General features: G+C 73.3%; 15 protein-coding genes. 14 read left to right on the top strand and 1 reads right to left on the bottom strand.

Going from position 1 to position 13,952, the window contains the following annotated elements; genetic code table 11:
* On the top strand, positions 1–756 hold the full coding sequence (locus CIK06_RS09070) for a phosphopantetheine-binding protein (protein ID WP_095564457.1): 756 nt from the start codon (positions 1–3) through the stop codon (positions 754–756).
* 164 nt (positions 757–920) lie between these two features.
* On the opposite strand, the gene vioD is transcribed toward CIK06_RS09070, so the two are convergent.
* Complete coding sequence (gene vioD / locus CIK06_RS09065; protein WP_095564456.1) at positions 921–2,039, bottom strand: capreomycidine synthase; 1,119 nt, start codon at positions 2,037–2,039, stop codon at positions 921–923.
* Positions 2,040–2,264: 225 nt separating this feature from the next.
* Between vioD and CIK06_RS09060 the strand changes: the two genes are divergently transcribed.
* The 13 genes from CIK06_RS09060 to CIK06_RS09005 all read left to right on the top strand — a co-directional run bounded on the left by CIK06_RS09060 (position 2,265) and on the right by CIK06_RS09005 (position 13,945).
* Complete coding sequence (locus CIK06_RS09060) at positions 2,265–2,957, top strand: thioesterase II family protein (protein WP_095564455.1); 693 nt, start codon at positions 2,265–2,267, stop codon at positions 2,955–2,957.
* 36 nt (positions 2,958–2,993) lie between these two features.
* Positions 2,994–3,797, top strand: coding sequence for a thioesterase II family protein (locus CIK06_RS09055; protein WP_095564454.1), 804 nt, complete (start codon positions 2,994–2,996; stop codon positions 3,795–3,797).
* 1 nt (position 3,798) lies between these two features.
* Positions 3,799–5,586: a non-ribosomal peptide synthetase gene (locus CIK06_RS09050; protein WP_198348155.1), complete on the top strand. Its 1,788-nt coding sequence runs from the start codon at positions 3,799–3,801 to the stop codon at positions 5,584–5,586.
* A 5-nt stretch (positions 5,587–5,591) separates the two neighbouring features.
* Positions 5,592–5,906: a hypothetical protein gene (locus CIK06_RS29870; RefSeq protein ID WP_198348154.1), complete on the top strand. Its 315-nt coding sequence runs from the start codon at positions 5,592–5,594 to the stop codon at positions 5,904–5,906.
* A gap of 14 nt (positions 5,907–5,920) precedes the next feature.
* Positions 5,921–6,835 (top strand): cytochrome P450, encoded by a 915-nt coding sequence (locus tag CIK06_RS09045; RefSeq protein ID WP_198348153.1) that lies wholly within the window; start codon positions 5,921–5,923, stop codon positions 6,833–6,835.
* A 28-nt stretch (positions 6,836–6,863) separates the two neighbouring features.
* Complete coding sequence (locus CIK06_RS09040) at positions 6,864–8,129, top strand: cytochrome P450 (protein WP_232534095.1); 1,266 nt, start codon at positions 6,864–6,866, stop codon at positions 8,127–8,129.
* Positions 8,126–8,443 carry a phosphopantetheine-binding protein gene (locus CIK06_RS09035; RefSeq protein WP_232534094.1) on the top strand — a complete coding sequence of 106 codons (318 nt, stop codon included), beginning with the start codon at positions 8,126–8,128 and terminating at the stop codon, positions 8,441–8,443. Before CIK06_RS09040 ends, CIK06_RS09035 begins: the two co-directional genes overlap by 4 nt.
* Positions 8,434–9,678, top strand: coding sequence for a cytochrome P450 (locus CIK06_RS09030; RefSeq protein ID WP_095564452.1), 1,245 nt, complete (start codon positions 8,434–8,436; stop codon positions 9,676–9,678). The genes CIK06_RS09035 and CIK06_RS09030 overlap by 10 nt, the downstream gene beginning before the upstream one ends.
* Before the next feature lie 19 nt (positions 9,679–9,697).
* The gene (locus tag CIK06_RS09025; RefSeq protein WP_095564451.1) at positions 9,698–9,925 is read left to right on the top strand and encodes a ferredoxin; all 228 of its coding nucleotides are present in this window, start codon (positions 9,698–9,700) and stop codon (positions 9,923–9,925) included.
* Positions 9,926–10,021: 96 nt separating this feature from the next.
* Entirely contained in the window at positions 10,022–10,237 is a 216-nt protein-coding gene (locus CIK06_RS09020) for an MbtH family protein (RefSeq protein ID WP_369916118.1), read from the top strand.
* 23 nt (positions 10,238–10,260) lie between these two features.
* On the top strand, positions 10,261–11,532 hold the full coding sequence (locus CIK06_RS09015) for a cytochrome P450 (RefSeq protein WP_095564449.1): 1,272 nt from the start codon (positions 10,261–10,263) through the stop codon (positions 11,530–11,532).
* Positions 11,529–12,728 carry a cytochrome P450 gene (locus CIK06_RS09010; protein WP_198348152.1) on the top strand — a complete coding sequence of 400 codons (1,200 nt, stop codon included), beginning with the start codon at positions 11,529–11,531 and terminating at the stop codon, positions 12,726–12,728. The genes CIK06_RS09015 and CIK06_RS09010 overlap by 4 nt, the downstream gene beginning before the upstream one ends.
* Complete coding sequence (locus CIK06_RS09005) at positions 12,728–13,945, top strand: cytochrome P450 (RefSeq protein ID WP_095564448.1); 1,218 nt, start codon at positions 12,728–12,730, stop codon at positions 13,943–13,945. Before CIK06_RS09010 ends, CIK06_RS09005 begins: the two co-directional genes overlap by 1 nt.
* The last annotated feature ends 7 nt before the right edge of the window (positions 13,946–13,952 follow it).

Genomic DNA, 13,952 nt, shown 5'->3' with positions numbered 1-13,952 from the left:
ATGGTGAGCCGTGCCGATCAGAACGGCCGCGGGACGGCCGTCGATCCCGTGGAGGCCGTCGCGGCGTTACGCGACATTCCAGAGGTACGCGACGCGCTGGTGATCGAGCGGCCCGGCCCGGACGGCGATCCGGTGCTGGTCGGCTTCGTGACCGGCCCGGACCCGGACCTGGGCAGCGGCCCGATCCGCCAGCAGTTGCTCAGCAAGCTGCCCCGGGACATGGTGCCGGAGTACTTCGTCGTCCTGGCGGAGTTCCCGCTGACCGAGGAGGGCGACTACGACCTGGCCGTCCTGCCGGCACCCGACCCGCAGTCCGCGCCGGTCCGGCGCGGGTTCGTCGCGCCGCGCTCGCCGATGGAGGAACGGCTCGCCGGCACCTTCAAGCAGATCCTCGGCGTCGAGCAGGTGGGCGTCCACGACAGCTTCTTCGCCCTCGGCGGCTCGTCGCTGCAGGCGACCGTGGTGACCAGCCAGATCTTCGACGAGTTCGACATCAACCTGTCGTTGCAGGACATGTTCGCCAATTCGACGGTGGACGAGCTGTCCCAACTGATCATCCGCACCCTGGGCGAGCGGTCCAGCACGCAGAAGATCAAGGAGCGGCGGCGCAGCATCAAGGGCATCGGGCTGGCCATCCACGGCAAGCTGCCGCTGCCGCTGCGCCGGATCATCCCGCCCGGCGTACCGTGCGGCGGCTCGCCCGGGGACGGCAAGCGGCGGCAGGTCGGCGACGGCGCCGACGCCCCGGCGGCCTGACCCGGCGGCGGCCCGCCGACCGCACCCGGTCCCGGACCCGCCGGCCGCACCCGGTCCCGGACCCGCCGGCCGCACCCGGTCCCGGACCCGCCGCGCACACCCGGCCGCCGGTACGCCGACGACGCCGGTACCCCGCCGAGGTCGGCGCGGTACCGGCGGCCCCGTCACCGGTCCGGCTCGCGCAGCACCCGTTCCAGCGCGGACAGCCCGGCGGTCAGCTCGGCGGTGGTCCCGCCGAAGCCGAGCCGCACGTGGCCCCGGTAGGCGTCGCCGAAGCACGCCCCCGGCACCAGCAGCACCCGGTGCCGCTCGGCGAGCCGGCGGCACACCGCTGTCGTGTCCGGCCGGTCGAGCAGCTCGACGAAGGTGCTCACCCCGCCGGCCGGCGGGTGCAGCCGCACCTGGTCCGGCAGTTGCGCGGCCCAGTCGCGCAGCAGCGCGAGGTTCGCCGCCGCGTGCTCCCGCTGCATGGCCACGATCCGGTCGGCGTGCCGGACGGCCTGCTCGGCGAAGAACTCCAGCACCGGCGAGACGTACAGCGCGATGTAGTCGCGCAGCAGCGCCATCCGCAGCAGCAGCTCCGGCGGCGCCAGGCACCAGCCGACCCGCAACCCGGCCAGCCCGTAGCTCTTGGAGAACGTCCCCCAGGCGATGCACCGGTCGTACCAGGAGGGCAGCGGCAGCGGGTCGGCCGCGTAGGTCAGTTCCCCGGACGCGTGGTCCCAGGCCAGCCAGGCGCCCGCCTCGGCGGCGATGGCCACCAGTTCCTTCTGCTGCGCCGGGGTGAGAGAGACCCCTGTCGGGTTGTGCGGGAAGTTCACCACGATCATCTTCGGCCGGGTCGCGGCCAGCTCGCGCAGCCGCTCCAGGTCGGGGGCGAACCCCCGGGCCGGGTCCAGCGGCCAGCGGGTCACCCGGCAGCCGCGCCAGGCGGCGATGTCGTGCAACTGCTGGTACGCCGGATCCAGCACCACGATCTCGTCGCCGGGCTCGATGGCCAGGTGCATCACCAGGTAGATCGTCTCGCTGGACCCGTGGGTCACCATCATCCGCTCGACGTCGCCGCCGGCCCACCGGTCGGCCAGCGCCTCCCGCAGCCGCCGCCCGCCGTAGCTCTCGCTGTCGTGGAAGACCATCGGGTTCAGCTCCGCCAGGTCGAACCCGCACAGCGCGCCGAACTCCGCCATCGACATGTCCCGCACACCGCTGCTGCCGATGTCGTGGTCGACGTTGTGGTAGTAGTCGCGCATCCAGGCTTCGAGCTTGGCGGTGGCGATGTCCATGTCCGGCAACCGTATGGGGTGGCCGTTGGCCGGCGATGTCGCGTGAAGCCGGGACGGGGACCGGCGCGGCGACGTTGGTAGCTTGCCGGTGAGGTCGTCGGTCAGTGACGGAAGGCTGCTCATGCCCCCACACCGAGGCAGCGGAACAGGTGGCTGCCACACAAGCCGTCGGCCACGGCGGCCGGGCGGGTCTTCCTCGTCCCCTACTCCGGATGCGGCGCCGGGATGTACCGGCGCTGGCCGCGCCGGCTCGGCGACGTGGAGTTCCTCCCGCTGCAACTGCCCGGCCGGGAGACCCGGTTCGCCGAGCCCACCTTCGAGACGTACCAGGAACTGGCCCGGGACATGGTGCCGGCGCTGGCCGACCACCTCGACCGCCCGTTCGGCTTCTTCGGCCACTGCGCGTCGGCGCTGATCGCCTACGAGGTCTCGGCCGAACTGGTCCGCGCCGGCCTGCCGGCGCCGGCCCGGCTCTTCGTCTCCTCCCAGATCGCCCCCCAGGACGGGCCGGCCGGCCGCTTCCTCGACCTGGACGACGCCGGCCTCAGCGGCGAGATCGAGCGGCTCGTCCGCGAGCTGGGCGGCGTTCCGCACGACGAGCTGATCGCGCTCTACCTCGGGGTGATGCGGGCCGACGTGGAGGCCAACCGGCGGTACGTGCTGCCCGACCCGATGCGCCTGCCCTGCCCGATCAGCGCGATCGGATGGAACGCCGACCACGACGTTCCCTTCTCGACGATGGGCGGCTGGGACCGCTGCGGCGGCGAGACGACGGCGGTGCTGCTCGACGGCGGCCACCACCGGTTCACAGAGGCGCCGGCCGAGCTGCTGGAGCTGCTGGCGACGGTCGTCGGTGGCGGCGTCCCGACCCCGGCCCCTGGTTCCGGTGACAGGACAGTGCGTCAGCCCGCCTCATAGATTCGGGCCAGCCGAACTCGAATGAAGAGGACGGAAATGAGTGCAGGCGACGCATCATCCCACCGACGCTGGTTCGTGCCGCCGCCCGCACCCGAGCACCGGTTGCTGTTCCTGTTCCCGTACGCGGGCGTCGGTGCCTCCTCCTACCGGCCCTGGCCGAGGATGGTGGACGATGTCCAGGTCTGCGCGTTGCAGCCGCCGGGCCGGGAGAACCGGACCCGCGAGGAGCCGCACCGCAGCCACGCCGCGTTCGCGGCCGACCTGGCCGACGCGTTGACGCCGTACCTGGACCGGCCCTACTACTTCGCCGGCCACTGCGGCGCGGTGCCGTTCGCGCTCGACACCATCGACGAGCTGAACCGGCGCGGACTGCGGCTGCCCGAGCGGCTGATCGCCTCCTCCTGGGGCGCGCCGCAGCGCGGCCTGTACGGGCGGCTCAACTTCGTCGACCTGGAAACCGTCGACCTGGTCGCCGAGGTGTCGGCGCTGTTCGCCCGGGCCGGCGCCGCGATGCGGCCCGACATGGCCGAACTGCTGGCCCGGGTGCTGCGCACCGACCTGGAGGTGCAGCGCGGCTACCGGTTCGACCCGGACCGGCGGATCCCGCTGCCCGTGACGGTGGTCGCCTGGACCGACGACGCCGTCGTCCCGCCCGACCTGGTGACACCGGGCTGGAGCGAATGCGCCGAGCAGGTCACCCACGAGCTGCTCATCGGCGAACACCTCGATTTCCTGCGCTGTCCCGACGTGCTGCGCGAGGCGCTGCGGCGCTGGCTCTCCGCCGCGCCGGCGAGCGCCGACGACCCCGACGACCTGCATATCCGAGTAGGTGGTGATTGAGGTGGGCGAGGGAACGATCCAGCAGCTCGTCTCGCGGCAGAGCCGCACCCGGCCCGACGCACCGGCGATCGAGGCCGACGGGACGACGCTGCGCTACGGCGACCTTGAGGCCCGCGCCGGACGGCTCGCGGACGTGCTCCGCGAGCGCGGCGTCGGCCTGGAGACCCGGGTCGCGGTGGCACTCCCCCGCGGCGCCGACATGGTGGTCGCCTTCCTCGGCGTGCTCAAGGCCGGCGGGGCGTACGTGCCGCTGGACCCGAACTACCCCGAGGAACGGCGCGCGCTCATCATCGAGGACGCCGACGTGAAGCTCGTGCTCACCGACCGGGCCGGGACCGCCGGCCTGGCCGGGCACGCGGTGGAGGTCGTCGCCCTCGACGAGCTGGAGGGGCTGGCCGACGCCGAGCTGCGGCCGCCGCCCGCCGCGCCGGTCGCGACCACCAACGCCGCGTACGTCGTCTACACCTCCGGATCGACCGGCATCCCCAAGGGGGTGATCGTGGATCACGCCAGCGTGCTCGGCCTGATCAACGACGAACCCCGGATCGCCGTCGAACCGGGGCAGACGGTGGTGCACCTGGCGTCCGCGGCCTTCGACGCCTCGGTCTACGAGATCTGGGGGGCGCTCTGCCGCGGCGGCCGGGTGGTGGTGCTGGACGCGAAGGTCAGCATCGCCGAACTCGGCGCGCAGCTGCGCCGCTGGCAGCCGGACTGGCTGTTCCTCACCACCGGGCTGTTCCACCTGCTCGCCCAGCACGACCTGGCCGCGCTGAACTCCGTCGGCCGCCTGCTGACCGGCGGCGACGTGCTGTCCGGCAAGCACATCCAGGCGGCGGCCCGGACCAGCTGCCGGGTCTTCGCGGCCTACGGCCCCACCGAGACCACGGTCTACGCCTCGCTGCACCGGATCGCGCCGCCCGAGCCGGACGCCCCGGACCTGGCCTCCGTCCCGATCGGCACCGCGCTTGCCGGCATGTCCCTGCACGTCCTGGGCCCGGACCTGGCTCCGTTGCCGGCCGGCGAGGTGGGCGAGATCTACGTGGGCGGGCTCGGGGTGGCCCGCGGCTACCACCGGCGGGCCGGGCTCACCGCCGAGCGCTTCCTGCCGGACCCGTTCAGCCCGGTCCCGGGCCGGCGGATGTACCGGACCGGCGACCTGGGCTGCCTGACCCCGGACGGGGCCGTGGACTTCCGCGGCCGCATCGACCGGCAGGTGAAGGTCCGCGGCTTCCGCATCGAGCTGGGCGAGATCGAGAACACCCTGCTCAACCACCCCGACATCGGGGCCGCGGCGGTGGTCGCGGTCGCCGGCGCCGGCGCGGAGAAGCGGCTGGCCGCGTACGTCGTACCGGCGCCGCAGCAGGTCTTGACCGTCACCGCGCTGCGCGACTGGCTCGGCGAGAAGCTGCCCGCGTACATGGTGCCGGCCACCTTCGCGGTGCTGGACGCGCTGCCGCTGGACCCGAACGGCAAGCCCGACCGCCGCCAGCTGCCGGACCCGTTCCTGGCCCGCGCCGAGCTGACCTTCCTGCCGCCGTACGAGCCGGCCAGCACCGAGACCGAGCAGTTGCTGGCGGAGGCGTGGGCGGACGTGCTGGAGCTGGACATGGTCGGCGTCGACGACGACTTCTTCCTGCTCGGTGGGGATTCGCTGCGCAGCGTCTCGATGCTGGAGCGGCTGCGCCGCTTCGGTATCGGGCTGGACGCCGGCCAGTTCTTCGCGCATCCCACCATCCGTGAGCTGGCCGCGGCGGTGGACGGCGAGCTGGTCCAGAGCCGGGTCAGCTGACCGCCGTGGAACTGACCGCTCCCCCCGAGGACGCCGTGGTCGAGCTGGCCGACATCGACCTGTACGGTCCGGCCGGCTTCCGCACCCGGGACCTGCACCCGACCTGGCGCACCCTGCGGGTGGCGGCCCCGGTCTGGTGGCACGACCGCGGGTCGGACACCGGCTTCTGGTGCCTCACCCGGTACGCCGACTGCGAGCGGGTGGTGAAGGACCACCGGACGTTCAGCTCGCAGGAGGGCACGATCCTCGCCTCGGTGGGGGTCGGCGACACCGCCGGGGCCAGACGATCACCCTCACCGACCCGCCCGAGCACGCCCTGATCCGGGTGCCGGCCATGCGGACCCTCGGGCACGCGGTGGTGCAGCGCCGGTCGCCGGCGATCCGCGACCGGGTGGTCGAGCTGCTGCGGCCGTGCGAGTCCGGCGAGGTCGACTTCGGGCACCTGATGCGCCGGCTGCCCATGGTGCTGGCCGGCGAGTTCATGGGCATCCCGGAGCGGTACTGGGACGACATCGCGCTGTGGGCCGGGGCGTGTGTGGCCCCGGACGACCCCGCGTACGCGCTGGGCAACTCGACCGCGCAGACGCTGCGGCTGGCCCACCACCACATCTTCGCCTGCTTCCGCGAGCTGGTCCGGTACCGCCGCGCGAACCCCGGCGAGGACCTCATCTCGGTGCTGATCGGCATCACCGACTCGATGTCCGGGCGGGGCAAGCCGCTGGACGACTGGCGCATCCTGCTCAACTGCTACAGCTTCATCCTCGGCGCGAACACCACCACGCCCAACGTGGCCAGCCACACGCTGCTCGCGCTCATCCAGCGGCCCGAGCTGTGGCCGCTGCTGGACGACGAGCAGGCCCGCGCCGGCCTCGTCGAGGAGGGCATCCGGTGGACCTCGCCCACCCACCACCTGGTCCGCCGGGCCACCGCCGACGCACGGTTCGGCGACGTCACGATCCGGGCCGGTGACTGGGTGGCGGCCTGGGTCGCCTCGGCCAACCGCGACGAGGCGGTCTTCGACGACCCGTTCACCTTCGACATCCGCCGCAGCCCCAACCGGCATCTCGGCTTCGGCGGCGGGCCGCACTACTGCATCGGGGCGCCCATGTCCCGGCTGGTGCTGGGGATGCTGTTCGAGGAGCTGACCCGCCGGTACGCGGCCTTCGAACTGACCGGACCCCTGGTCCACCTCCACTCGAACTGGATCAACGGGCTCGTGTCGATGCCCGTCAAGGCGATCGCCCGATAGCGGCTGACTCCCGGAAGGAGCACGGGCCATGCGGATGGAGGGCCCCGCCGGCGACGAGCATGCGGAACCGCTGGACACCATCGACCTGTACGACCCGACCCGGTACGCCACCGGCGCGCAGCACCGCGCCTGGCACCGGCTGCGGCGGGAGGCGCCGATCTGGCCGCACCGCACCGGGGAGGGGATCCCGTTCTGGTCGGTGACCCGCTACCGCGAGGTGGCCGCCGTGCTGATGGACGACAAGAGCTTCAGCTCGGCGTACGGCACGATCCTGGCCGTGGCGGCCGGGGACAGCGCCGGCGGCCGGACGATCAACCTGATGGACCAGCCGCGGCACGCGGACGTGCGGCTGCCCACCATGCGGCTGATGTCCACGCACACCTCCCGGCAACGCGGGCCGCAGGTCCGCGAGCACGTCCGACGGCTGGTCGCGGAGAGCTTCGACGCCGGTGGCGTGGTCGACGTGGCCTCGCTCATGCTGCACCTGCCGATGGCCGCGGTCGGCGAGACGATCGGGCTGCCCGTCGAGTACTGGGCCGAGCTGCCCCGGTGGGCCATGGCCGGGGTCGCTCCGGAGGACCCGCACTACGCCGACGGCACGCCCACGGCGACCCTCACGAAGGCGCACCACCGGCTCATCGCCGTCTTCTCCGAACTGATCCGGCAGCGCCGGGCGCAGCCCGGCGACGACGTGATCTCGGTGCTGCTCGGGCTCGACTACGGCGGCCGGCCGATGGACGAACGCGAGGTGCTGCTCAACTGCTACAGCTTCGCGATGGGTGCGGTCACCACGACCGCGCAGGTCGCCTCCCACCTGCTGCTGGCGCTGGCCGAGCGGCCGGAGATCTGGCGGACGCTGCGCGCCGAGCCGGATCTGGTGCCGAGCGTGGTGGAGGAGAGCCTGCGCTGGGCCTCGCCCACCAACCACCTGCTGCGCCGTACCGTCAAGCCGGTCGAGATCGCCGGCACCCGCCTCGAACCGGGTGAACTCGTCGCCGCCTGGGTGGCCTCGGCCAACCGGGACGAGAGCGTCTTCCCGCGGCCGTACGAGTTCGACCCGCGCCGCTCCCCCAACCCGCACCTGGCCTTCGGGGTGGGCGCGCACCGCTGCATCGGGGCGCCACCCGCCCAGGTGGTGATCGGCCTGCTGCTGGAGGAGATGCTCGCCCGGCTGGACTCCTTCGAGGTCGCCGGCCCGGTGACGCACCTGCGCTCGAACTTCATCAACGGCATCACCAGCCTGCCGATGGACTTCCAGCCGGTGACGGCGCGGCGGGCGGCGGTGATCGCGTGACCGAGACCTCGGCCCGGGTGATCCCGCGGGACGAACGGGAGCTGTCCAGCGACTACCGCGCCCCCAGCACGAGCACCGAACACACGCTCATCGAGATGTGGCGGCGGCACCTGCACGTGGAGCCGATCGGCGTCGACGACGACTTCTTCGAACTCGGCGGCCACTCGCTGCTCGCGGCCGACCTGCTGGTGGCCACCGAGCGCGAGGTCGGGGTGCACGTACCGGCCTCCACGCTGTTCCTCCAGCCGACGATCGCCGAGTTGGCCGAGGCGGTCGACCGGCTCCGGGACGGGGGTGCCGGCACGTGCGGCTGATCCCGTCCGACCCGCCCGACCTCGCCGCCGACCTGGCCGACCCGGCGCTGTACGTGCACGGCGACCCGCACGCGGTGTGGCGCCACCTGCGGCACAGCAAGCCGGTGTGCTGGCAGCCGCCGGTGGACGCGCGACCGGGCTACTGGGCGGTCACCCGGCACGCCGACGTGGACCGGGTGCTGCGCGACGCCGCCTCGTTCACCTCCACCCGCGGCACGTTCCTCAACGTGCTCGGCAAGGACGACCCGGCCAGCGGCCGGCAGTTGGCCGTCACCGATCCGCCGCGGCACACCGGCATCCGCAGCCCGTTGCAGCACACCCTGTCGATCCGGGCCACCGCCGGCCAGGTGGACATGATCCGGGAGCTGGTCCGCGCGGCGCTGCTGCCGGCGATCGAGGGCGGCTCCGCCGACCTCGCGGCCGTGCTGTCCGGGCTGCCGGTGGCCGTCCTGGGCACCATGATGGGGCTGCCGGAATCGGACTGGCCGCAGGTGACCAAGCTGGCCGCGATGGCGGTCGCACCCGACGAGTGGTCGCTGCCCCGCGGCCCGGCGGTGACCCTGCAACGCGCCCACCGCGGCCTGTTCGCCTACTTCCAGGACCAGGCCCGCGCCCGGCAGGGCAACCCGGGCACCGACCTGATGAGCGCGCTGCTGAACATGCGCTCGAACGGCGACCCGGACCCGGGGGCGGTGGTGGCCAACTGCTACAGCCTGACCGTCGGGGCGGCCACCTGGCCGCACGCGCCGACCGTGGCGCTGGTCGAGCTGGCCACCGGTGGCCGCTACCGGGAGCTGGCGGACCGGCCGGACCTGCTCGACGGGCTGGTCGACGAGGCGCTGCGCTGGGCCTCGCCGGCCAACCACTTCGTGCGGCACACCACCCGGGCGGTCGAGCTGGGCGGCGTCGAGCTGCCGGCCGGCGCTCCCGTCGTGGTGTGGCTCGGCTCGGCCAACCGGGACGAGCTGGTCTTCCCCGACCCGTACACGTTCGACCCGACCCGGCAGCCGAACCGGCACCTGGCGTTCGGCAGCGGCCCGCACCACTGCCTCGGCTCGGCGCTGGCCCGCCGGATGATCCGGGTCGTCTTCGAGGAGATCTTCGCCGCCGCGGCCGACCTGACGCTCGCCGAGCCGCCGCGCAACATCGCCTCGAACTTCGTGGCCGGTTACCGGTCGGCGCCGGTGACGCTGCGGCTGCGTCGCGACGCCCGCGTGCGGGAGAGCAGTCGATGAGCGTCGAGGGGAGCGTCGGATGAGCGCGGCCGAGCAGGGCGTACGGGTGATCGTCGACAAGGAACGGTGCGTCGGATCGTCGACCTGCCTGGTGGTGGGCGAGGGCAACTTCGTCCTGGACGAGCACGACCGGGCCGAACCCACCGCGCCGGTCACCGCGGACGTCGCCGCGGTCGAACAGGCCGAGCAGCTCTGCCCGACCGGCGCCATCCGGGTGGTGCCGGCCACCGCGCAGAGCGCCGGGTGAGGCTGTCGTGCAATCAGGTGACATCCGGCGCGGGCCGGCGGCCAGTAGCTTCAGGCGCAGCGGTGCCGGCGCGGGGCCGACGGTGATCGAGGAGGCGTGATGAATCCTTTTGACGATCCGGACGGCACCTTCCTGGTGCTGGTCAACGACGAGGAGCAGCACTCGCTCTGGCCGCAGGCCCTCGACGTACCGGCGGGCTGGCGGGCCGTGCACGGCCCGGACTCCCGGCAGCCCTGCCTGGACTACATCGAGCAGAACTGGACCGACCTGCGCCCGCTCAGCGCCCGCCGGGAACCCACGCCCGCCACCTGACCGGCCCGGGCGGAGGAGGACGGATGCAGAGCCCGAACGGTACGGCGGGCGCCGTGGCGCGCTGCCCGGTCGGTGCCGCCGACCGTGGCCTGGCCGCCCCGCAGCTCTACGGGAGCCTCGACTTCCGGCCGGAATGGGCGCGCCTGCGCGAGCGGGACACGCTGGAGTGGACGACGGTGGGCGACACCGGCTTCTGGTCGGCCGTCCGCTACTGCGACGTCGACCAGGTGCTGCGCGACTCGCAGACGTTCACCTCCGAACGCGGAACGCTGCTGGCCGTCCTCGGCGTCGAGGACCCGGCCGGCGGCAAGCAGATCGCCGCCACCGACCCGCCCCGGCACACGGTGATGCGCAACCGGCTGCAGAAGGCGCTCGGCATCAGGGCGATCGAACAGCAGCAGGACATGATCACCCGGCTGGTCCGGGAGGTCCTCGCCCCGCTCGCCGACGGCGGGGTGTTCGACTTCGGCGCGGCGATGCTGTCCCTGCCGGTGGCCATCGCGGGCGAGGCGATGGGGCTGCCCCGGGCCGACTGGCCGCGGCTGGGCCGCCTGCTGACCACCTCGATCGCGCCCGAGGACCCGGACTACCTGACCCCGCGCGGCGTGAAACCCACCCTGGACCGCGCCCACCGCGAGCTGTTCGCCTACCTGCAGGACGTCTGCGCGCAGCGCCGCGACAACCTGGGCGACGACCTGATCAGCGTGCTGATCACCACCGAGGTCGACGGGCGGGTGATGACCCCGGGCGAGGTGATCTCGAACTGCTACAGCCTGCTGCTGGGCGCGACGGTGACCACCGCGCACCCGCCGACGTACGCGCTGACCGAGCACATCGCCGACGGCGTGCTGGACCGCTGGGCCGATGACCTGAGCGTCACGCCGAGCGCGGTGGAGGAGGTGCTGCGGCTGGGCTCGCCGGCCAGCCACTTCATGCGGTACGCGACGACGGACACGCAGGTGCGCGGCACGACGATCCGGGCCGGCGAGGCGGTGGTGTGCTGGCTCGGTTCGGCCAACCGGGACGGCGCGGTCTTCGCCGACCCCGACACGTTCGACCCTCGGCGCCGGCCCAACCGGCATCTGGCGTTCGGCACCGGCCCGCACTTCTGCGTGGGGCACGTGGTGGCCCGGGTGACCCTGCGGATCCTCTTCGACGAGCTGCTGGGCGGGTTCCGCGACTTCCGGCCCGCCGGCCCGCCGGTCCGGCTGGTCTCGAACGTCATCTCCGGCTACAAGCACGTTCCCATCACCGCCACGCCGGTTGCCGGCCGGGCCGGAAGCCGGTCGTCGTGAACGCACCACCCGGCTACGACCCGTTCGACTACGCGCTGCACGAGGACCCCTATCCGACGTACGCGTGGATGCGGGAGCACGCCCCGCTCTACCGCAACGAGGAGCGCGACTTCTGGGCGCTGTCCCGGCACGCCGACGTGCTGTGGGCGCTGCGCAACCCGGCGCTGTTCTCCAACCGCAACGGCATCTCCCTGGAACCCGACCTGTGGGGGCCGGACGCGGTCAAGACCAGCTCGTTCCTGGCGATGGACCCGCCGCAGCACGGGGCGATGCGCCGCCTGGGCGGCAGCGTCTTCAAGCCCAACTGGGTCGCCTCCATGGAGCCGCGGGTGCGGGAGCTGGCCCGGGAGCGGCTGGCACCGCTGCGCGACGGCGCGCCCTTCGACTTCGCCGCCGACTTCGCCGCCGCGCTGCCCAACGACGTGATGTGCGAGGTGGTCGGTATCCCGGCCGCCGACCGCGACCGGATCCGCGCCGACAACGACCTGCTCAACTCCTCCGAGCCCGGCACCGACGAGCGGGGCGACGCGACGGTGGACGCCGGCCGGCGCCTCGCGTGGTACTACGTCACGCTGATCGCCCAGCGCCGCAAGCGGCCCGGCGACGACCTGCTGTCCACGCTGCTCCAGGCGCGGGTCGACGGCCGGCCGCTGACCGACCCGCAGTTGGTGGCGTACCTGTTCCTGCTGGTCAGCGCGACAAACGAATCCACCGGCAAGCTGATCGGCAACGCCCTCTACCACGGCTGGCTCCGGCCCGAGGTGCAGCGGGCCGGGCTGAACGGGCGGGCCGCGGACTGGGGCCGGGAGTCGCTGCGCTTCGACTCGCCGAGCCAGATGATGGCGCGCACCCTGACCGAGGAGACCGTCATCCACGGCACACCGGTGCCGGCGGGCGCCCGGATCGCGCTGCTGCCCGCCTCGGCCAACCGGGACCACCGGGTCTTCCCCGACCCGGACGACTTCGACCTGGACCGGGACACCAGCCGGGAACTCAGCTTCGGCCACGGGCCGCACTTCTGCCTCGGCGCCCCGCTCGCCCGGCTGGAGATCACTGTCGCGCTGGAGGAGATCGCCACGCTGGTCGCCGGGTACGAGGTGGACCCTGCCGGGATCCGCCGGATCCACTCGCCGCACCAGCGCGGCTTCGCGGCCCTGCCGTGCGTGGTCACCCTGCGCGGACGGGCGGCGGGCTGATGGACCCGGTGTACGACCCGTTCGACTTCGCGGTGCAGGAGGACCCGCATCCGGTGTACGCGTGGATGCGGGAGCACGCCCCGCTCTACCGCAACGAGAAGCGCGACTTCTGGGCGCTGTCCCGGCACGCCGACGTGTCGGCGGCGCTGCGCGACCCGGGCCGGTTCTCCAGCCGCAACGGCATCTCGCTGGAGCCCGAGCTGTGGGGGCCGGACGCGAAGAAGACGAACTTCTTCCTCGCCATGGATCCGCCCGAACACGCCGCCTACCGCAGCCTCGTCTCCTCGGCCTTCACGCCCCGCCGGGTGGCCGCCCTGGAACCGCGGATCCGGGAGCTGGCCCGCGCCCGGCTGGCGCCGCTGCGCGACCGGGAGTCCTTCGACTTCGCCGACGACTTCGCCGCCGACCTGCCCAACGACATGCTCTGCGAGATCCTCGGCCTGCCGCGGGCCGACTGGGACCGGATCCGCCGCGACGTCGACGACCTCGTCCTGCGCGACGACGGCTCGGAGCGCCGCGGCGAGGTCTCGGTCGCCGCCGCGCTGCGGCTCGCGGCGTACCTGCTGGACGTCGTCGCCACCCTGCGCCGCCGGCCGGGCGACGACCTGACCTCCGGCCTGACCCAGGCCGAGGTGGACGGCACCCGGCTGACCGACCGGCAGGTCGTCGGCTTCCTGTTCATCATGCTGGGCGGGGGCAACGAGTCGACCGGCAAGACCATCGGCAACGCCTGGTACCAGGGGCATCTCGACCGCGACGTGCAGCGGGCCGGCCTGGACGGGCGGGCCGAGGACTGGGCGAGCGAGACGCTGCGGTACGACTCGGCCAGCCAGATGGTCGCGCGCATGCTGACCCGGGAGACGGTGCTGCACGGCGTGACCGTCCCGGCGGGCGCCCGGGTGGCGCTGCTGCCCGCCTCGGCCAACCGCGACCGCCGGGTCTTCCCCGACCCGGACCGCTTCGACCTGGACCGGGACACCGGCCGGCTGATCAGCTTCGGCCTCGGGCCGCATCACTGCCTGGGCGCCGCGCTGGCCCGGCTGGAGATGCGGGTCGCGCTGGAGGAGGTCGGCGCGCTGGTGGCCGAGTACGACGTGGACGAGGCCGCGAGCCGGCGCTGCCACTCCCCGCACCAGCACGGTTTCCTGGCCCTGCCGTGCACCGTGCGGTGGCGTCGCCGGGCCGCACCGGTGCCACCGACCGACCATGACCACTGATGAAGGG

It is taken from the genome of Plantactinospora sp. KBS50 (genome assembly GCF_002285795.1).
Taxonomy (GTDB): domain Bacteria; phylum Actinomycetota; class Actinomycetes; order Mycobacteriales; family Micromonosporaceae; genus KBS50.
Note: the sequence above shows the minus strand (reverse complement) of the source record. Positions and strands in the feature narration are given on the sequence as shown.

Coding starts and splice junctions, on each gene's coding strand:
- CIK06_RS09060 (WP_095564455.1), top strand. CDS start 2,265: ATGTACCGGCGCTGGCCGCGCCGGCTCGGCGACGTGGAGTTCCTCCCG.
- vioD (WP_095564456.1), bottom strand. CDS start 2,039: ATGGACATCGCCACCGCCAAGCTCGAAGCCTGGATGCGCGACTACTAC.
- CIK06_RS09055 (WP_095564454.1), top strand. CDS start 2,994: ATGAGTGCAGGCGACGCATCATCCCACCGACGCTGGTTCGTGCCGCCG.
- CIK06_RS09040 (WP_232534095.1), top strand. CDS start 6,864: ATGCGGATGGAGGGCCCCGCCGGCGACGAGCATGCGGAACCGCTGGAC.
- CIK06_RS09015 (WP_095564449.1), top strand. CDS start 10,261: ATGCAGAGCCCGAACGGTACGGCGGGCGCCGTGGCGCGCTGCCCGGTC.
- CIK06_RS09045 (WP_198348153.1), top strand. CDS start 5,921: ATGCGGACCCTCGGGCACGCGGTGGTGCAGCGCCGGTCGCCGGCGATC.
- CIK06_RS09005 (WP_095564448.1), top strand. CDS start 12,728: ATGGACCCGGTGTACGACCCGTTCGACTTCGCGGTGCAGGAGGACCCG.
- CIK06_RS09070 (WP_095564457.1), top strand. CDS start 1: ATGGTGAGCCGTGCCGATCAGAACGGCCGCGGGACGGCCGTCGATCCC.
- CIK06_RS09025 (WP_095564451.1), top strand. CDS start 9,698: ATGAGCGCGGCCGAGCAGGGCGTACGGGTGATCGTCGACAAGGAACGG.